General features: G+C 66.9%; 20 protein-coding genes. 2 read left to right on the top strand and 18 right to left on the bottom strand.

Going from position 1 to position 17069, the window contains the following annotated elements; all coding sequences use genetic code 11:
• The first annotated feature begins 177 nt into the window (after positions 1–177).
• On the top strand, positions 178–2013 hold the full coding sequence (gene typA / locus ABIB38_RS19420) for a translational GTPase TypA (protein ID WP_429206347.1): 1836 nt from the start codon (positions 178–180) through the stop codon (positions 2011–2013).
• A gap of 342 nt (positions 2014–2355) precedes the next feature.
• Here typA and ABIB38_RS19425 read toward each other — a convergent pair whose 3' ends face one another.
• The 12 genes from ABIB38_RS19425 to ABIB38_RS19480 all read right to left on the bottom strand — a co-directional run bounded on the left by ABIB38_RS19425 (position 2356) and on the right by ABIB38_RS19480 (position 12155).
• Positions 2356–3399 carry a hypothetical protein gene (locus ABIB38_RS19425; RefSeq protein ID WP_429206348.1) on the bottom strand — a complete coding sequence of 348 codons (1044 nt, stop codon included), beginning with the start codon at positions 3397–3399 and terminating at the stop codon, positions 2356–2358.
• On the bottom strand, positions 3399–4310 hold the full coding sequence (flgL, locus tag ABIB38_RS19430; protein WP_429206349.1) for a flagellar hook-associated protein FlgL: 912 nt from the start codon (positions 4308–4310) through the stop codon (positions 3399–3401). Before flgL ends, ABIB38_RS19425 begins: the two co-directional genes overlap by 1 nt.
• An 11-nt stretch (positions 4311–4321) precedes the next feature.
• The gene (gene flgK / locus ABIB38_RS19435) at positions 4322–5701 is read right to left on the bottom strand and encodes a flagellar hook-associated protein FlgK (protein WP_429206350.1); all 1380 of its coding nucleotides are present in this window, start codon (positions 5699–5701) and stop codon (positions 4322–4324) included.
• 115 nt (positions 5702–5816) lie between these two features.
• Positions 5817–6155, bottom strand: coding sequence for a rod-binding protein (locus ABIB38_RS19440; RefSeq protein WP_429206351.1), 339 nt, complete (start codon positions 6153–6155; stop codon positions 5817–5819).
• Complete coding sequence (locus ABIB38_RS19445; protein ID WP_429206352.1) at positions 6155–7276, bottom strand: flagellar basal body P-ring protein FlgI; 1122 nt, start codon at positions 7274–7276, stop codon at positions 6155–6157. Before ABIB38_RS19445 ends, ABIB38_RS19440 begins: the two co-directional genes overlap by 1 nt.
• A gap of 7 nt (positions 7277–7283) precedes the next feature.
• Positions 7284–7937, bottom strand: a complete 654-nt coding sequence (gene flgH / locus ABIB38_RS19450) for a flagellar basal body L-ring protein FlgH (RefSeq protein ID WP_429206353.1) — start codon at positions 7935–7937, stop codon at positions 7284–7286.
• Entirely contained in the window at positions 7937–8722 is a 786-nt protein-coding gene (gene flgG, locus ABIB38_RS19455) for a flagellar basal-body rod protein FlgG (RefSeq protein WP_429206354.1), read from the bottom strand. Before flgG ends, flgH begins: the two co-directional genes overlap by 1 nt.
• A gap of 37 nt (positions 8723–8759) precedes the next feature.
• A complete protein-coding gene (locus tag ABIB38_RS19460; protein WP_429206355.1) occupies positions 8760–9485 on the bottom strand; it encodes a flagellar basal body rod protein FlgF in 726 nt (241 codons plus the stop codon).
• Between the two features lie 9 nt (positions 9486–9494).
• Positions 9495–10673 carry a flagellar hook protein FlgE gene (locus tag ABIB38_RS19465; protein WP_429206356.1) on the bottom strand — a complete coding sequence of 393 codons (1179 nt, stop codon included), beginning with the start codon at positions 10671–10673 and terminating at the stop codon, positions 9495–9497.
• Between the two features lie 15 nt (positions 10674–10688).
• Positions 10689–11378 carry a flagellar hook capping FlgD N-terminal domain-containing protein gene (locus ABIB38_RS19470; RefSeq protein ID WP_429206357.1) on the bottom strand — a complete coding sequence of 230 codons (690 nt, stop codon included), beginning with the start codon at positions 11376–11378 and terminating at the stop codon, positions 10689–10691.
• Positions 11379–11380: 2 nt separating this feature from the next.
• The gene (flgC, locus tag ABIB38_RS19475) at positions 11381–11785 is read right to left on the bottom strand and encodes a flagellar basal body rod protein FlgC (protein ID WP_429206358.1); all 405 of its coding nucleotides are present in this window, start codon (positions 11783–11785) and stop codon (positions 11381–11383) included.
• A 10-nt stretch (positions 11786–11795) separates the two neighbouring features.
• Positions 11796–12155, bottom strand: a complete 360-nt coding sequence (locus ABIB38_RS19480) for a flagellar basal body protein (RefSeq protein WP_429206359.1) — start codon at positions 12153–12155, stop codon at positions 11796–11798.
• 149 nt (positions 12156–12304) lie between these two features.
• On the opposite strand from ABIB38_RS19480, the gene flgA reads away from it, so the two are divergent.
• Positions 12305–12931 carry a flagellar basal body P-ring formation chaperone FlgA gene (gene flgA, locus ABIB38_RS19485; protein WP_429206360.1) on the top strand — a complete coding sequence of 209 codons (627 nt, stop codon included), beginning with the start codon at positions 12305–12307 and terminating at the stop codon, positions 12929–12931.
• Between the two features lie 4 nt (positions 12932–12935).
• Here flgA and flgJ read toward each other — a convergent pair whose 3' ends face one another.
• The 6 genes from flgJ to ABIB38_RS19515 are packed head-to-tail and all read right to left on the bottom strand — an operon-like array spanning position 12936 to position 17061.
• The gene (gene flgJ / locus ABIB38_RS19490) at positions 12936–13694 is read right to left on the bottom strand and encodes a flagellar assembly peptidoglycan hydrolase FlgJ (RefSeq protein WP_429206361.1); all 759 of its coding nucleotides are present in this window, start codon (positions 13692–13694) and stop codon (positions 12936–12938) included.
• The gene (gene flgN / locus ABIB38_RS19495) at positions 13681–14109 is read right to left on the bottom strand and encodes a flagellar export chaperone FlgN (protein WP_429206362.1); all 429 of its coding nucleotides are present in this window, start codon (positions 14107–14109) and stop codon (positions 13681–13683) included. Before flgN ends, flgJ begins: the two co-directional genes overlap by 14 nt.
• Positions 14109–14396 (bottom strand): flagellar biosynthesis anti-sigma factor FlgM, encoded by a 288-nt coding sequence (flgM, locus tag ABIB38_RS19500; protein ID WP_429206363.1) that lies wholly within the window; start codon positions 14394–14396, stop codon positions 14109–14111. The genes flgN and flgM overlap by 1 nt, the downstream gene beginning before the upstream one ends.
• A 29-nt stretch (positions 14397–14425) precedes the next feature.
• Complete coding sequence (locus ABIB38_RS19505; RefSeq protein WP_429206364.1) at positions 14426–15373, bottom strand: flagellar motor protein MotB; 948 nt, start codon at positions 15371–15373, stop codon at positions 14426–14428.
• A 3-nt stretch (positions 15374–15376) separates the two neighbouring features.
• Entirely contained in the window at positions 15377–16288 is a 912-nt protein-coding gene (motA, locus tag ABIB38_RS19510; RefSeq protein WP_429206365.1) for a flagellar motor stator protein MotA, read from the bottom strand.
• A 35-nt stretch (positions 16289–16323) separates the two neighbouring features.
• Entirely contained in the window at positions 16324–17061 is a 738-nt protein-coding gene (locus ABIB38_RS19515) for a FliA/WhiG family RNA polymerase sigma factor (RefSeq protein ID WP_429206366.1), read from the bottom strand.
• Positions 17062–17069 lie beyond the last annotated feature (8 nt).

The following is a 17069-nucleotide window of genomic DNA, read 5'->3' on the forward strand; positions in this document are numbered from 1 at the left end:
CCACTGTCACGGGCAGCGGCTACGCTGCCACCGTGACCGGCTGTTGAAATTCCGTCGAAAAGTCGTGCCTTTCGGCGGCGAGACTCAGACTGGGCGGCTTCCCATGCTATACTAGTCGGTTTCCGAAATCAGCAGTATCGGACCATCTTCGTACACCACGCTACTTCTCTAAAATCCATGTCAAACACCAAACGCGCGATTCGTAATATCGCAATCATTGCCCACGTTGACCACGGCAAGACCACGCTCGTCGACCAGCTGCTGCGCCAGTCCGGCACCTTCCGTGAAAACCAGGCCGTGGACACCCGCGTCATGGACTCGAATGATCTCGAGAAAGAGCGCGGCATTACCATTCTGTCGAAGAACTGCGCGGTCGAGTACGAAGGCACGCACATCAACATCGTCGACACCCCGGGCCACGCCGACTTCGGCGGCGAAGTGGAACGTGTGCTGTCGATGGTCGACTCGGTGCTGCTGCTGGTCGATGCGCAGGAAGGCCCGATGCCGCAGACCCGTTTCGTGACCCGCAAGGCGCTGGCGCTTGGCTTGAAGCCGATCGTCGTCGTCAACAAGATCGACCGTCCGGGCGCGCGCGCCGACTGGGCGATCAACCAGACCTTCGAACTGTTCGACAAGCTGGGCGCGAACGACGAGCAGCTGGACTTCCCGATCGTCTACGCTTCGGGCCTGAACGGCTATGCCGGCATGGACGAGAGCGTGCGCGGCGGCGACATGAAGCCGCTGTTCGACGCGATCCTGCAACACGTGCCGGTGCGTGACGACAATCCTGAAGGCCCGCTGCAAATGCAGATCACCTCGCTGGACTACTCGTCCTACGTCGGCAAGATCGGCATCGGCCGAGTCAATCGCGGCACCGTCAAGACCGGCCAGGACGTGATCGTCCTGAACGGCCCTGATTCGACGCCAATCCGCGGCCGCATCAACCAGGTGCTGAACTTCAAGGGCCTGGAGCGCGTGCTGGTCGACGAAGCCGTCGCCGGCGACATCTGCCTGATCAACGGTATCGAAGACATCGGCATCGGCTCGACCCTGTGCGCGGTGGACACCCCAGAAGCGCTGCCGATGCTGACCGTCGACGAGCCGACCCTGACCATGAACTTCATGGTCAACAACTCGCCACTGGCCGGCCGCGAAGGCAAGTTCGTCACCAGCCGCCAGCTGCGCGAGCGCCTCGAGCGCGAACTGAAGGCCAACGTCGCCCTGCGCGTGGCGCCGACCGACGACGACACGGTGTTCGAAGTGTCGGGCCGCGGCGAACTGCACCTGACCATCCTGCTGGAAAACATGCGTCGCGAAGGCTTCGAGCTGGCAGTGTCGCGTCCACGCGTCGTCTACAAGATGGTCGATGGCGTGCGCCACGAGCCGTACGAGAACCTGACCGTCGACGTCGAGGAAGTCAACCAGGGCGGCGTGATGGAAGAACTGGGCCGTCGCCGTGGTGACCTGCAGAACATGGAATCGGACGGCAAGGGCCGCGTGCGCCTGGAATACCTGATCCCGGCGCGTGGCCTGATCGGCTTCCAGGGCGAATTCATGACCCTGACCCGCGGCACTGGCCTCATGAGCCACGTGTTCCACGAGTACGCACCGGTCGACAACAGCAAGGGCGACCTGGCCGGCCGTCGCAACGGCGTGCTGATCTCGCAGGACGACGGCGCCGCCGTCGCCTACGCGATCTGGAAGCTGCAGGACCGCGGACGTATGTTCGTCGAGCACAACACCCCGGTGTACGAAGGCATGATCATCGGCATCCACTCGCGCGACAACGACCTGGTCGTCAACCCGATCAAGGGCAAGCAGCTGACCAACGTGCGTTCGTCGGGCACCGACGAAGCGGTGCGCCTGGTGCCGCCGATCCAGATGTCGCTGGAATACGCCGTCGAGTTCATCGAGGACGACGAACTGGTCGAGATCACCCCGAAATCGATCCGCCTGCGCAAGCGCTACCTGAAAGAGCACGAGCGCAAGAAGGCCAGCCGCGACGGCGCGTAAGCAATTCCCGGGGCGGTTCGCCGTCCTGGAACAAAAAAATCCCGCTGCATGCAGCGGGATTTTTTTTCGTCCGACCTGGCCGGCCTGGGCGTCGATGGCAGCCCGGGATTGCCGGCCGGCAGCGACTGCGTCAGATTGGTGCGGAGGTCGGCGTATTGGCTGGCGGCGGGTTGGGACGCGCGTCCCGTGGTGGAGGCGGTCGGCATGGTTCGATCATCCTGAGAGGGGATGTCGTGCAACCGGAGGTCGCTGACCGTGTTTTATCGCGTGAAAATGCGGCCGCGAACAGTCATCGATTGTAGCGGCGGCCGGAACGGTCAGGTTCCGGGCTCCCGCGCGGCTTTAGCGCAGGCCCAGCAGGGCGTGCACCCGCTCGCGGCTCACGCCGACCAGGGCCGAGGTGATGGCCAGCAGCGACTCGTAGTCGTGGCTGGCGGCGGTGGCGGTGAAGTCGCGCGCGATCATGGCCAGTTCGGCGGTCGGGATCTCGGGCTGGGCGGTGCGCGCCACGGCGGTGCTCAGCGCCAGCGAGGCCGCGTCCTGGGAGCGGCGCACCCGGGCCAGCGCCTGCACCACTTCGCGCAGGCTCTGGCGCAGGGCGTCGGGGTTGCCCAGCTCCCAGGCTTGCGGTGCGAGCGAGGACGGCAGGGCGACCGTGTCGACCCGGCCGCGGCCGGTCACCGCGATCGCATCCTTGACGCCGGCGAACGCCGATTCGCGGGTGGTGAACACCAGTTCGCGATCCCGGTCGAGGCCGGCGCGCACCTGGACCGGGGCCAGGGTGCGGTCCAGGCGCCGGGCGATCTCTTCCGGCGTCATGCCCGGTTCGATCGCGGCGGCCAGCTGCGGGCCGCCGGCGCTGCCGACCGAGAAACCCAGGGTCTGGGCGCCGCCGGCCTTGAGCGAGGCGATGTCGAGGCCCTGGATGCGGAAGCGCTGCTGGGCGCCCTTGACCGCGTCGAAGTCGAGTTGGGCGTCGAGGCCGTCGCCGGCCTGCTGGCGGCGCGCTTCGAGGGTGGCGGCGAGTTGGCGCACGCGTGCTTCGAGTTCGCGCGAAGCGGCGCCCCGGCCCGACAGGCGTGCGCTCAGGTCGCCCTTGAGCGCCTCGAGCTGGCCGGCCATGCGCTCGAGATAGTCGAGCGCCTGCTGGGCGCGCGCGACTTCGCCCTGGTTCTGCTGCATGCCGATGCCGCGCCGCAGCGGACTGGCCGTCGGCGCCGCGCGGCCGATGGTGCGCTCGGCGGAGCTGGCGCTCTGCAGCGCATGGGTGCGCCCGGTGGCCGCGGTGCTTTGGGCGCCGGTATTGCCGCTAACGACGCCGCCCTTGAGGTCAGCGCCGCTGGCGGTCGATGTGCTGGTTGGTCTGAGCAGGGCTTCCATGGCCATCAGATCGCATTGAACAGGCTCAGGTTGCCGATCTTGGCGTAGGCCTTGTAGGTCGCCTGCAGGGCAGTGGTATAACCGTTGAGCTCAGTGGCGGCGATGCCGACGTCGAGCGCGCCGATCTCGGTGATCGCGATCTTGTTCGACATGCTGACGTTGGCGTGGTTGTCGTCCAGCGTCTTGATGATGTTCTGGCGTCCGCCAAGATCGGCGATCTTGCTCGAGATGAGGGCCTGGGTATCGTCGAAACCGCCCAGGTTGGCGGTCAGCACCGCGCGCACGGCCGGATCATTGGGCGATGCGCCCGGCACCGACATCACGCGAATGGTTTCGTCGAGCTGGTTCAGCAATGTTTCCAGGCCGGCCAGGTTCTGGTTGGCGGGCTGCGTGAGGCCAGTGCCGACCACCACGTTCTGGGCGTTGGTATTGCCGGTGTAGGTATAGCGCGAACCGGAAGGCGCGGCCGGGTCGAAGGTGATCGCCGGGGTCTTGGTCAGCGTGCCCGAGAACAGGTGGTTGCCTTCATGGTCGACCGTGTTGGCCCCGTACAGCAGGCTCTCGCGCAGCGATGCCAGCGGCGCGATCATGGCTTGCAGGTCGTCCGGGGTATTGCCGCCGTCGAGGGCCCAGACCATCAGATCCCGCCCCGACGTCATCTCGGTGACCATATTGCTCAGGTAGCCTTCGGACTTGGTCAGGCGCAGCTGGAGCGAAGAAATATTGCTGCGGTACTGGGTTACGCTGGATTCCTCGCGCGCCAGGCGCGACAGGCGCACGCTGTCGACCGGGTCGTCCGAGGGCAGCAGGATGCGCTTCTGGCTATCCAGCTGGCGCATGATGTAGCTGAGCCGATCCTGGTTATTCTGGAGCGACTGGTTCATCGTCGATTGGTATTGGGCGGTCGCGATACGCATGGTGTTTCTCCTTAAGCCATCATCGCCAGGGTGGCGTCGAACAGCGAGTTGGCGATCGAGATCACCTGCATGTTGGCCTGGTACATGCGCTGGAACTCGACCAGCTTGACCGCTTCTTCGTCTTCGTTGACGCCGCTGGTCGACTGCCAGTCGTTGATCGACTGGACGCGCACGGTCTCGGTGGTCTTCAGGGCGGCCCTGTTGATCTTGCTGTCCACGGCCAGCTTGCCCAGCATCTGGCTGTCGGCGTCGCTCAGCAGCACGCTGCCGATGCCCGGCAGGGGGATCGACTGGCCCTTGAGCGCGGCCAGCTGCTGCAGGTTGCCGGTGTCGCCCGGCGTGCCGTCGCTCGAAAAGGCCAGGTCCTGGGCCTTGAAGCCGGCGACCGTCTTGAGCATGTCCGAACCGCTGCCCGGGGTATAAACGAACAGGGGGACGCCGTTCGGCGTGGCGCCGGGCGCGTTGTAGCCCAGCGTCAGCTGGGTGTTGACGCGGTTGGCGATCTCCTCGGCCAGCGCGGCGACGTCTTGCTGCAGCGGGAGCAGGGTATTGATCTCGAACTGGGTCAGGCCGCCGAGCTGGCCGCCCATCTTGCTGGCGTCGAGCGCGAAGGTCGAACTGGCGAAGGTGATCGAGAACGCTTGCGGCGACGTGGCGGTCGGCGCGGCTTTGAGCTTGCCGTGCATGCTGCCGATCACCAGCGCCTGTCCGCTCTTGAGCGAGACGTCGCGGCTGCCGTCGCCGTTGTCCGATACTTCCAGCGCCATCTTGGACGACAGGTCGTCGATCGCCTGGTCGCGCGCATCGATCAGGCTCGAGGCCGACACGCCGCCGGCCTGGGTTTCGATGATCTGCCGGTTCAGGCGGGCGATGGTGGCGATATCGACGTTGGCCGCGTCGACCAGGGCGCTGCGCTGCTGGCGCACCGAGGTCAGTTGCGAGTTGAAGACGTTGTTCAGGCCGTTGAAGCGCTCGCCCATCAGGCCGGCCGCAGTCAGGACCTGCTGGCGCAGCGGGGTCGAGCCGGGGTCGCCGGCCACCGCATTGACCGCCTTGAAGAAGTCGTCGATGCCGGCCGACAGGCTGGCCGAGGCGTCGCCCATCACGCTCTCGAGCTGGGTCAGGTAGGGCTGCGACTGCGAATACATGCCCTGTTCCGAATTGGCGCGCCACATCGCCTGGGTCTTGTAGTTGTCCGAGAAGCGCAGCAGCGAGGTCACTTGCACGCCATTGCCGGCCGAGCGGCCGCTGGCGTCCGGCCCGACCGCCGTCAACAGCGCCGACTGGCGGGTATAGCCCTTGGTCTGCAGGTTGGCGATGTTCTGGCTGCTGGCCGACAGGGCGAGCTGGGCGGCGAGGGCGCCGGTGAGGGCATTATTGATGATCGTCATGGTGCGAATACGTCCTCGAGACAGGGTTAACCTGCGTTAACCTAATAGGGCGACCAATTATTGCCGTTTATTAAGTGGTCGATGAATCGGATGTGCCCGGCAGGCCGGGCAGGCCTCAGCGCTTGCCGGTGGTGGCGCCCGGCACCAGCTGGCGCAGGATGGCGTCGGCGATGCCGAAGGCGCGCTGGCCGGCCATATTCCCGGCCAGCAAGTCGTCGGCCATGTCCTGCATGTCCTGGTTGACGCGGTTATTGAACACGCTGTCCTCGGCCGCCATCGCGCGGGTCGAGGAACGCATCGTGCGCAGCATGTGACTCACGAAGAAGCGTTCGAACTCGACCGCGGCCTGGGTGGCTTTCGCCAGGTAGGCCGGGTCGGGCTGGTCCGCGGCCGGCGCGACCGGGGCGTCAGCGTTCGCGCTCGGGCTGGCGTTGCGAAGATCGTCGATACGCATCAGATCACCACCAGTTCGCCTTCGATCGCGCCGGCCTGGTCGAGGGCCTGCAGGATCGCCATGATGTCGTCGGGCGAGGCGCCCAGGCTGTTCACGGTGTCGATGATGGTCTGCAGGCGCGCGCCGGGCGGCCAGCGGAACATCTGGCCTGAACCCTGGTCGACCGACAGCTTCGATTCCGGCGTCACCGCGGTCTGGCCGCGCGCGAACGGGCCCGGCTGGCTGACGCGCGAACTCTCCGAGATGATCACCTTGAGCGAGCCGTGGGTCACGGCGGCCGCCTTCACGCGCAGGCCGTCGGCGATGACGACGGTGCCGGTGCGCGAGTTGAACACGACTTTCGGCACTTCGATGCCGGCTTCCACGCTCATCGCGCTCAGGGCGGCCACAAAAGCGACGCGCGCGGTCGGGTTCTCGGGGGCGATGACTTCGACGCTGGTGCCGTCCAGGGTGGTGGCGATCGGGCCGTAGCGCTTGTTGATCGCGTTGACCACGTTGGTGGCGGTCTCGAAATGCGGCTGGCGCAGGCGCAGCATCACCTGCGGGCGGGTCGCGAAGTCGGTCGCGATCTCGCGCTCGATCATGGCGCCGTTCGGCACCCGGCCGGCGGTCGGGGTGTTGACGGTGACCGAGGAACCGCTGCGGCCGGTGGCGTTCAGGCCGCCGACCACCACATTGCCCTGGGCCAGGGCGTAGATTTCGTTGTCGGCCGCGCGCAGCTGGGTCAGCAGCAGGGTGCCGCCGCGCAGGCTCTTGGCGTCGCCCAGCGAGGAAACGGTGACGTCGATGCTCTGGCCGCGGCGGTAGCCGGGCGGGAAGGTGGCCGAGACCATGACGGCCGCCACGTTCTTGTTCTTGGCGTCCTCGCCTTCCGGCAGGCGCACGCCGAACTGCTTGAGCATGTTGATGACCGACTGGCTGGCGAACCTGACCTGGGTCGAGTCGCCCGAGCCGTTCAGGCCGACCACCAGGCCATAGCCGACCAGCGGGTTCTCGCGCACGCCTTCGACGCTGACCAGGTTGCGCAGGGCTTGCGCGGCCTGGGCGGGCAGGATGGCGCATCCGAGGACGGCGGCGACCATCAGGGGAGCGAGCTGGGAAATCTTTTGGCGCAGGTTCATATCGTCCTCAGAACGGCATCAGGGAGCTGTTGAAGAACCGCGTCAGCCAGCCCGGCTGGTTGGCGTCGGCCAGCGCGCCGCGCGCCGAGTAGGCGATGCGGGCATTGGCCACGCGCAGCGAGGACACACGGTTGTCTGCGTCGACGTCGGCCGCGCGCACGAAGCCCTTCAGGCGCACGAATTCCTCGCCCTGGTTCAGCATCAGGTTCTTTTCTCCGGCCACCCGCAACAGGCCGTTGGGCAGCACTTCCTGCACGATCACGGTCAGCGAGCCGGACAGCGCATTCTGCTGGGTGCTGGTGGCGTCGCCCTGGAAATCGCGGTCGGCCGTGATGTCGACCGCCACCTTGTCGTAGACCTTGCCCAGCGCGGCCAGCGGCGAGATGCCGATCGACGAGCCCTTCGAGATGCTGGTGCCGGCGCGCTTGCTGGCCTGGGTCGTCTCTTGCAGGATCACGGTGACGGCGTCGCCCACGCGGTAGGCGCGGCTGTCCGAGGTCAGCGAGACGGTGTCGGCGGTGAACACGCCGCCCGAGACGCCGCCGCGCGCCATGCGCTGCAGCGGCATGTGGTCGTCGTCGTCTTCGCGCATGGCGACCTGCGCCGGCGTGGCGCAGCCGGCCAGCACGACGATGCCGAGAACGGCGGCCAGGGCTTTCATCAGCGCGCCGCCTGCGACAGGTATTGCAGCATATTGTCGGCCGCCGACAGCACCTTGGTGTTCATTTCGTAGGTGCGCTGGGCGGCGATCATGTCGACCATCTCTTCGACCACCTGCACGTTCGAGCCTTCCAGCATGCCTTGTTTCAGGCTGCCGAAGGCGGCGTCGCCCGGACGGCCTTCGTTCGGCGCGCCGCTGGCGGCGGTTTCCTGGAACAGGTTGTCGCCCAGGGCCAGCAGGCCCGTGGGGTTGATGAAGGCGGTCAGGTTGATCTGGCCGATTTCCTGCGGATCGGGCTGGTTGGCGAAGCTCACCGAGACCACGCCGTTTTCGCCGATGGTGACGCGGGTGGCGTTCTGCGGAATCGTGATCTGCGGGACGATGGCCAGGCCCTGGGCATTGGTCAGCGTGCCGTTCGGGTCGACCTTGAGCTGGCCGGCGCGGGTGAAGGCCGGTTCGCCGTTCGGACGCAGCACCTGCAGGAAGCCGGCGCCCGAGATGGCGACGTCCAGCGGCTGGCTGGTGGTCTGCAGGCTGCCATTGGTGAAGGCTTTCTGGGTGCCGACCACGCGCACGCCGTTGCCGAGCTGGACGCCGCCGTTGACGGTGTTGTCGGCGTTCTGGGCGCCCGGCTGGGCGTCGACCTGGTAGAACAGGTCTTCGAACACGACGCGGTCGCGCTTGAAGCCGACGGTGTTGACGTTGGCCAGGTTGTTGGCGATGGCTTGCAGCTTGGCGTCTTGTGCCTGCACGCCGGTCTTGCTGATCCACATTGCTGGATTCATGGTTGCTCCCTGTTTGGTTGTGGCGTCGCGCTGTGCGCTATGCGCCGATGAGGCGGTTGCCCGACTCGTTCATGCTGTCGCTGGCCTTGAACATCTTCATCTGCAGTTCGAAGCTGCGGTTCAGGCTCATCACGGCCACCATCTCTTCCACTGCCGAGACGTTGCTGCCCTCGAGGGCGCGGCCGCGCACGGTCACGTTCTGGTCGGCCGCGAGCGGCGCGCCGTCGCGCGTGACGATCAGGCCGGCCTCGTTCTTGGCCAGCTGGGCGCCGTCGGCGCTTACCAGCCGCAGGCGGTCGATGATCTGGGTGATGGTGCCGCCTTCGGGCATCACCGAGATGGTGCCGTCGACCGCGATGTCGACCGCGGTGTGCGGCGGCAGCACGATCGCTCCGCCTTCGCCCAGCAGCGGGCGGCCATTGACCGACAGCGCGCCGTTGGCATCGATGTCGATCGCGCCGGCGCGGGTATAGGCTTCGCCGTTGTCGTATTCGACCGCCAGGTAGCCGTTGCCGTTGACGGCGACGTCCAGCGCGCGGCCGGTGTCGCGCACCGCGCCGTTGCGGGTCGAGACGGCATCGGCCACGCTGCGCGACAGGTGCACGTCGTCGTAGCCGTAGCCGGCCAGGGCCTGGCTCGATGCCAGTTCGATGTTCGCGCGAAAGCCCGGGGTGTCGGCATTGGCCAGGTTGTTGGCGCGCACCTGCTGTGCTTGCAGGGTACGCTGGGCGCCGCTGACGGCAGTGAAGATGAACTTGTCCATGGTCCGTGCTTACAGTGCCTGCATCAGCGACTGCATCATCTGGTTCTCGGCGGTGATCACCTTCGAGTTGGCCTGGTAGTTGCGCTGCGAAGTCATCAGGCCGACCAGTTCCGAGGTGATGTCGACGTTCGAGCCTTCGAGCGAGCCCTTGGACAGCTTGCCGGCCAGGCCGGAGCCCGGGGTGCTGTACAGCGGCGCGCCGGAACTGGCGTTGGCGACCCAGGTGGTGTCGCTGGACGGGGCCAGGCTGCCTTCGTCCGCGAAGGTGGCGATCGCCACGGTGCCCACGACCTGCTGCTGTTCGTTGCTGTACTTGGCGACGACCGAGCCGTCCTCGGCCAGTTCCACGCCGACGAAGGTGCCCGAAGCGTAGCCGTTCGCGCGGTTGGTGGTGGTGGTGGCTTCGCCGGCGAACTTGGTGGTGGCGGTGTAGTCGATGTTGATCGCCAGCGGGGCCGCGCCTGGCGCCGGGACGGCAATGGCCGGGCCGGTGACGCCGGCGGTGATCTGGCCATTGACGTCGAAAGTCAGCGTATGCGCGGCGCCCGTCGCGCCGCCGTTGACGCTGTAGTACACGTCCACGTCCGTCGGAGTGGTCTTGACGAAGTATTGCGACACGGTGTGCTGGTTGCCGAGCGAGTCGTAGACCACCGATTGCTTGACCATGTTGTAGGTATTGGCGTCGGTCATGTCGAACGCCAGGGCCGGCGTCTGCCAGTCGGCCGACATATTGCCGGTATAGGCGACTCGGGTGCTGGCCACCGCCGGGATCTGGCCGGTCGGGATCGCGATGTCGCCCATGGTGCCCATGATGCCGTTCACGGTGGCGCCATAGCCCTGCACGCGGTTGCCGGTGGCGTCGACCAGGTAACCGTCGACATTGGTGTTGAAGATGCCGACGCGCGAATACGAGACCACACCCTGGGCGTCGCGGCTGGCGAAGAATCCGCGGCCGAGGATGGCGGCGTCGAGGCCGCGGCCGGTGGTCTGCAGGCTACCGTTCTGGCCGATGTTCTGGGTCAGCGAGCCCACCTGCACGCCGTTGGCCATGTCGCCCGCGTACACCGACGCGAAATTGGCGCGGCTGCTCTTGAAGCCATAGGTGCCGGCGTTGGCGATATTGTTCGACAGGGTGTTCAGCTGTTCGTTGATGGCCTGGATGCCCGACAGGGCGATATTGAAGCTCATGGGGGAATCCTTTGTTTAGTTGGTCAACGCCAGGTCGGCGGAGGTGTTCTTGCCGTTGAAACCGGTGATCCAGCCTGGCTCGACTTCGCCAATGCCGGCCACCTGCATCAGGATGCCGCCGGTCGAGTCGAGGCGCACGCTGTTCAGGCGGCCGTTGATCTCGATCGCCGGCTTGGTGCCGTCCGACGCTTCGGCGGCGATGCTGTACTTGCCGGCCGGCAGGCCAAGCTTGGCCGGGTCGAGCGTGAATGCCTGGCCGCCGATGCCGTGCGGCGGCAGTTCAATGCGGGTCTGCCTGCCGGCAACGTCAGTCAGGACCACGTGGGTGAGGGTGCTGGCGCCTTCCAGGCGCACACTGCCGGTGACCGGCGCATCGCCCAGTTCCATGCGGCCGGTCTGGACCGAGACCTGGCTGCCGACCTGGCCGCCCATCGCCAGCACCTGCAGGCTCTGCAGCATGGCGGCGCTGGCGGCGGTGGTCTGGGTCATCTTTTCCAGCGCCTCGGTCTGCGACAGCTGCGACAGCTGGTTCACGAAGGTGGCCGGATCGGACGGCGCCAGCGGATCCTGGTTGCGGATCTGCGCCACCAGCAGCTTGGTGAACATGTCCTTGTTCTCGCTCACCGGCGCGCTGACCGGGCTGTTGCCGGTACCGGTGCTGGCGTAATTGCTGCTGAAACCGAAGTTATTGTTGGTCGTGACCATGATCAGCTTTCTCCCATGCGGATCAGGGACTGCTGCATCGACTTGATGCGGCCCATGACTTCGACGTTCGTTTCGAAGGCGCGCGACGCGGCCATCATGTCGGCCATCTCGGCCACTTCATTGACGTTGGCATAAAACACCATGCCATCGGCGTCGGCCAGCGGATTGTCCGGCTCGTGCAGACGGCGCAGCGGCTCGCTCGACTGCACCACGTCCAGCACCTGCACTTTGGCCACGCCTTCGCCGTCGAGCACGGCGGAAAACACGGGCTTCCTTGCGCGGTAGGCTTCGGCCTCGGTGGTAGCCACGGCATTCGCGTTGGCCAGGTTGCTGGCAATCGTGTTCATGCGCACGGTCTGGGCCGCCATGGCCGAGCCGGCGATCAGGGAAATATCTTTGAAACCCATTCAGCGCTCCTTATTGGCCGGAAATGGCTTTGTTCAGGCCGCGCAGCTTCATGTTGATGAAGGTCAGGCTGGTCTGGAAATCGGAAGCGTTCTGCGAGAACGCTGCCTGCTCTACGCCGATCTCGACGGTATTGCCGTCGGCGCTTGGGTGGTAGGGCACACGAAACAACGGGCCATCCTCGGACAGGGTAGGCAGGCCGTCGTCGGCATCCATCCGGCCCTGCATCACGCTGGCGAAGTCGATGTCGCGCGCCGTATAGCCGGGCGTGCTTTCGTTGGCGATGTTTGCGGCCAGCACGCGAGTGCGCTCGGCGCGCAGTTGGAGCGCGTCAGCGCTGACGCCGAGGGCTTCCTTGAAATTAATCGACATGGCGATTCTCCGGTGAACTGCAGTGAACTTGGTTAGAATGGATCTTTCTGCCTGACCCGTATTGTCCAATGATTGCTTTCCGCACGGCAACAATAAGTATTGTAACCTGTCTGTTGTGCACCACAGCGTGGTCGGCGCAAACTCTTTCCGTGCAAATAGAACAAGTCGCGCGCGAGCAGCTCGAGAAGGTCGCCGCGGCCAGCGGCCTGGGCGATCCCGAGTTCGACCTGGACGTCGCCAGCAGTCGTCCGGCGCCCGCCTGCAAGGGGCCCGTGAGCGTCGAAGCGCTCGACACGCGCCAGCCGGCGCGCATGCGCTTCGTGGCGCGCTGCCCGGACGGACAAGGCTGGCGCCATGATTTCGTGGTGCGCGCGCGCATGTCGGCGCTGGTGGCGGTCACCGCGACGCCGGTGGCCGCCAACCAGACATTGGGCGAATCCGACGTCACCTTCGAGCGGCGCGACGTCACCAACCTGCGCGATCCGGTCGGCGTGCCCGAGGAGGCGGTCGGCCGGTCGAGCCGGCGCAGCCTGCGCGCGGGCGAGGTCCTGCGCGCCAGCCAGCTGGTGGCGCCGATCGCGGTCAAGCGCGGCGACGCCGTGGTCATGACCGCGCGCCAGGACGGCATCGAGGTCAGCATGGCGGGCGAGGCGCTCGACGCCGGCGCGCGCGGCGCCGTGGTGCGGGTCAAGAACAGCGCCAGCGGCCAGGTGGTGCGCATGCGCGTGCTGGGCGCCGGCGCCGTGCAGCCGATCGACCTGCCGCTGGGCGAATAGACCGTCATTCCCTGTTTCCTTGCAGGCGGCCCGCGATGCGGGCCAGCTTGGCGGCGTAGCCCGGATCGGTCGCGTAACCGCCGCGCGCCAGTCCCTGGGCGAAGGCCTGCGCGTCGTTGCCGGTGTTCAGGGCGGCGCGGTAGCGCGGATTATCGGTCAATACGCGCGCATAATCCTGGAAGGCGCTGGCCGCGTCCGGATAGGCGCGGAAACGCTCGCGCGTCTTGAGCGCGGCGCCGTTCACGTATTCGGTGGTGGTGGACACGCCGGCGGCGCCTTCCCAACTGGCGCCGGCCTTGATTCCGAACAGGTTGTGGCTGCTCGCGCCGTCGGCGGTGCGCAGCGGACGCTGGCCCCAGCCCGATTCGAGGGCGGCGTGGGCCTGCACCAGTTCCGGCGCCACGCCGAGTTGTCTGGCGGCCTGGCGCGCCCAGGGGGCGATGCTGTCCAGGAATGCCTGCTGCTCGGGCGTGTCGGCGGCCGCGCCGCCGCTGACGGCGGCGGCATCGTCGCTGCGCTCTTCCTCGCCCATGATCACGCCTTGCGCGCGCAGGCGCACCGTGGCTCCTTCGGCGCTCAGGCCGCCGGCGGCGCCGCCATCCGGGTCGCCGTGCTGGATGTAGGCGTTCACCTCGCCCTGCAGTTCGCTGAACAGGCGGCCGAAGCTGGCTTCGCCGCCGCCGCCGATGGCCGCGGTCGGACGGGTCGAAGCGGTCGCCGCCGTGGCCGCGGTCGGCGCGATGGACAGATCAGCGTGGCGCATACAGGGTGTCCTCGCCGTGCAGCACGCGCTGCATGACGGAATATTGCTCGGCCAGCAGCTGGCCGTTGCGGGTGGTCGCTTCCTTGCAGGTGCGCACGATGGCTTCCAGCCCGGCCCAGGCGGCTTCGAACGTGGCACGCGCGGGCTGGGCCAGGCTGGCGACGTATTGTTCCATCGCGGCTTGCGGGCCGAGCAGGGCGCGCACCAGCTGCAGGCGCTGCTGGCGGCGGCCCTCCATGGCCTCGAGCAGCGGCGCCAGGTCTTCGGCCAGCGCGGTCAGTTCAACGCTGCGGTGGCGCACGGCGGCCTCGAACTGCCGTTCCAGCAAGGCGTGGATGGCGGTTGCTTCGTGCAGGTCGCGCTGGACGCCTTCGAGCAGCAGCGCATTGGCCTGGGTGCGGGTAAGTGTGGTCATCAGCGTCCCCCGTGGAATTTCTGGATCAGTCCGGCCAGGCGGCCCGGATCGAACGGCAGCTCGCCGCGCGCCAGTGCGTCGCGCAGCTCGGCCACGCGGGCGGCGTCGAAGTCGGGCATGGCGCGCAGCGCTTCGGCCGCGGGTTTGAGCACTTCGGACTGTAAGGCGGCGGCCGGCGCGGCCGATGAATCGGGCTGGAACTGCGCGACCTGGACCGGCGCGGCCACAGTCTGGGCGCTACTGGCGACGCTGGCCACGGCGCCGTTGGATGAGCCGGTGATTTTCATGCGGTTACCTCGGGATTTCGGTTGGATCGTCATGGCGTTTTCGGCAATTGGCCGCGCAATTCTTCGAGCGCCGTCGCGTCCGGCAGGGTGACGGTGGCGCCGCTGCCCAGCGCCACGCCGTTGCTGCCGGGGGCGCCGAACATGTTCGACACCGCGCGCGACTGGGCGCTGGTCAGGATCAGGAGTTCGATGCGGCGGTTCATGCCGCCCAGCGGGTCTTCCGGATGCAGCGGACCGCGGTCGGCCATGCCGACCACCTGCAGAATGGTGGAGGTCTGCATGCCGCCGGCGAGCAGCTGCGCGCGCGCGGACAGCGCGCGGTCGGTCGACAAGGCCCAGTTCGAATAGCCGCCCTTGTCGGCGCTGGCGTAGCGGCTCGAATCGGTATGGCCGACGATCAGCATCTGGTTGCGCATCTGGGCGAACAGCGGCCCCATCTTCTGCAGCAGGCGCGCGAAGCGGCCGGTGGGCAGCGCGCTGCCGCGCATGAACATGCCCTGCTTGTCGGTGTCGTGCAGCATCACGCGCAAGCCGTAGGGCGTGACGACGGTGGCCAGGTTCGCGCCCAGGCCGGCGTTCACCGACAGCTCGGTCAGGGCCTTCGACAGGGCGGCCAGGTCGGCCGGGGTTTCATAGGCGGTGCGCGGCGCGCTCGGGCTGCCCGGCTGGCTGGTGCCGGCATTGCCGGTGCGCGGGACTTCGAAGCGTTCGATCAGGCTGCCGCTCGGCTCGGTGGCGATGGCCGGCTTCTGGCCCTGGCCTTCGAGCATGCCGGCATTGGTGGCGTCGCTGACGATCGCCTTCAGGTTCTGCTGCTCGCGCGCCGCGATCAGCCACAGCACCAGGAATAGCGCCATCAGGGCCAGGCAGAAGTCGGCGAACGCCACTTTCCAGGCGCCGCCGTGCTCGTCGTGCTGGTGCTTGCCGCCGCCGCGCTTGACGATGGTCGATTCGTGCTTGTCGTTCGTTTTCGACACGTGTTACCCCGCCATGCGGTCGCTGCCGCGGCGCCGCTTGTTCTGCGATTCGTCTTCGCCGCCCATGGCGTTGATCCACTGTTCGAGCTGGGCGAAGCTGGGTTTGGTGTTCAGCTGGATCAGGCGGCGCCCGGCGTCGATCGCCAGCAGGGCTGGCTTGCCGGCCACGTGGGTGCACAGCACCACCTTGACGGTCTCCATGGTCGAGGCATCCGAATTGACGGTCTGCTTCATCAGGTTGGCCAGCGGTTCCAGCACGCCGTAGCAGAAGAAGATGCCGATGAAGGTGCCGACCATGGCCGCGCCCACTTTCTCGGCGATCTCGCCCGAATCGGCGCCGCCCGAGACCGAGAACATGGCCATCACGATGCCCAGCACCGCGGCCAGGATGCCGAACCCCGGCATCGCCTCGGCGATCTTTTGCAGCGATTTCGACGGCTGGGTCAGCTCTTCATGGATGGCTTCCAGTTCCTGCTCCAGCACGCCTTCCAGCTCGTGGGCGTTGATTTTGCCCATGGCCATCAGGCGGAAGTTGTCGACGATGAAGGCCAGCAGCTTCGGCTCTTCCAGGATCAGCGGATAGCGCTGGAACAGCGGGCTTTCGGCGGGCGCCTCGACGTGCGCATCCAGGGCCTTCAGGCCGCCGGCGGCGGTCTGCAGCAGCTCGTACATCAGGAGCAGCAGCTGGCGCTGGAATTCGGAATCGTGCTTCTTGCGCGCCGCGACCTTCTTGAGCTGGTGGCCCATCTCGGCCAGCACGTGCCTCGGATTGCCCAGCACCAGGGCGCCGAAGGCGGCGCCGCCGATGATCAGGATCTCGATCGGATGGAAGATTGCGGAGAATGTGCCTCCCATCATCGTGAAACCGCCGAAGACGGCGCCGAGCACGATGGCGATACCGAGTAGTTGCTGCATGACGTAGGGCCTTTCTGGCGTTTCTGTTATTCGGTTCAGTCGCGCTGGAGCGCGGCCTTCATCTTGGCCAGCGCACTCTTGTTGAGCTGGCAGACGCGGGCGTCGGACAGGTCGAGCACGGCGGCGATTTCCTTGTAGCTCAGTTCGAACTCGTAGATCATCTGGATCACGCGCTGCTCCTTTTCGTTGAGGGCGGTCAGCACCTGTTCCAGGCTGCGCCGCACCATGAACTGTTCTTCCGGGCCGGGCGTATGGTGGGCTTCGGCGACCGCGTCCTGCAGCACTTCGTCAAAGCTCAGCATTTCCTCGGCGCTGTCGTCGAGCAAATATTGCTGATACTCCTCGGCGGAAAGGCCCAGGGCCTGCGCCGCCTCCTTTTCGTTCGGCTCGCGGCCCAGGTTTCGGGTCAGCGCGCGCAGGGCGTCGCGCTGGCGGTGGCTGTCCTGGCGCACGGCGCGCGGGCGCCAGTCCTGGCGCCGCAGCTCGTCGAGGATGGCGCCGCGCACGCGCAGCGCCGCATAGCTCGAAAAGCCGGTGTCGGGCTGGCCGTAGCGGCGCAGCGCTTCGAGCAGGCCCATCAGGCCGATCTGTTCCATGTCCTCGCGCCCGACCGCGCCCGACACCTGGCTGCCGAGCTGGCGCGCGATGCGCTTGACCAGCGGCGCGTAGGCCAGCAGGTGGCGGCCTTCGTCCTGCGCGCTCATGGCGGCGGCTTGCGCCTCGCCATATTCGGCGCAGGCGCCGCCGGCGGCGACGTCGAGGTAATCGGTCATATAGGCCA

The organism is Massilia sp. UYP11 (assembly GCF_050434805.1).
GTDB lineage: Bacteria > Pseudomonadota > Gammaproteobacteria > Burkholderiales > Burkholderiaceae_D > Telluria.

What these genes read in the sequence shown, in the direction of transcription:
- flgH (WP_429206353.1), bottom strand. Translation starts at nt 7,937, where the DNA reads ATGAAAGCCCTGGCCGCCGTTCTCGGCATCGTCGTGCTGGCCGGCTGC.
- flgC (WP_429206358.1), bottom strand. Translation starts at nt 11,785, where the DNA reads ATGGGTTTCAAAGATATTTCCCTGATCGCCGGCTCGGCCATGGCGGCC.
- flgJ (WP_429206361.1), bottom strand. Translation starts at nt 13,694, where the DNA reads ATGCGCCACGCTGATCTGTCCATCGCGCCGACCGCGGCCACGGCGGCG.
- ABIB38_RS19440 (WP_429206351.1), bottom strand. Translation starts at nt 6,155, where the DNA reads ATGCGTATCGACGATCTTCGCAACGCCAGCCCGAGCGCGAACGCTGAC.
- ABIB38_RS19425 (WP_429206348.1), bottom strand. Translation starts at nt 3,399, where the DNA reads ATGGCCATGGAAGCCCTGCTCAGACCAACCAGCACATCGACCGCCAGC.
- ABIB38_RS19460 (WP_429206355.1), bottom strand. Translation starts at nt 9,485, where the DNA reads ATGGACAAGTTCATCTTCACTGCCGTCAGCGGCGCCCAGCGTACCCTG.
- ABIB38_RS19480 (WP_429206359.1), bottom strand. Translation starts at nt 12,155, where the DNA reads ATGTCGATTAATTTCAAGGAAGCCCTCGGCGTCAGCGCTGACGCGCTC.
- flgN (WP_429206362.1), bottom strand. Translation starts at nt 14,109, where the DNA reads ATGACCACACTTACCCGCACCCAGGCCAATGCGCTGCTGCTCGAAGGC.
- flgG (WP_429206354.1), bottom strand. Translation starts at nt 8,722, where the DNA reads ATGAATCCAGCAATGTGGATCAGCAAGACCGGCGTGCAGGCACAAGAC.
- flgM (WP_429206363.1), bottom strand. Translation starts at nt 14,396, where the DNA reads ATGAAAATCACCGGCTCATCCAACGGCGCCGTGGCCAGCGTCGCCAGT.
- ABIB38_RS19465 (WP_429206356.1), bottom strand. Translation starts at nt 10,673, where the DNA reads ATGAGCTTCAATATCGCCCTGTCGGGCATCCAGGCCATCAACGAACAG.
- ABIB38_RS19470 (WP_429206357.1), bottom strand. Translation starts at nt 11,378, where the DNA reads ATGGTCACGACCAACAATAACTTCGGTTTCAGCAGCAATTACGCCAGC.
- ABIB38_RS19515 (WP_429206366.1), bottom strand. Translation starts at nt 17,061, where the DNA reads ATGACCGATTACCTCGACGTCGCCGCCGGCGGCGCCTGCGCCGAATAT.
- flgL (WP_429206349.1), bottom strand. Translation starts at nt 4,310, where the DNA reads ATGCGTATCGCGACCGCCCAATACCAATCGACGATGAACCAGTCGCTC.
- ABIB38_RS19445 (WP_429206352.1), bottom strand. Translation starts at nt 7,276, where the DNA reads ATGAACCTGCGCCAAAAGATTTCCCAGCTCGCTCCCCTGATGGTCGCC.
- flgK (WP_429206350.1), bottom strand. Translation starts at nt 5,701, where the DNA reads ATGACGATCATCAATAATGCCCTCACCGGCGCCCTCGCCGCCCAGCTC.
- typA (WP_429206347.1), top strand. Translation starts at nt 178, where the DNA reads ATGTCAAACACCAAACGCGCGATTCGTAATATCGCAATCATTGCCCAC.
- motA (WP_429206365.1), bottom strand. Translation starts at nt 16,288, where the DNA reads ATGCAGCAACTACTCGGTATCGCCATCGTGCTCGGCGCCGTCTTCGGC.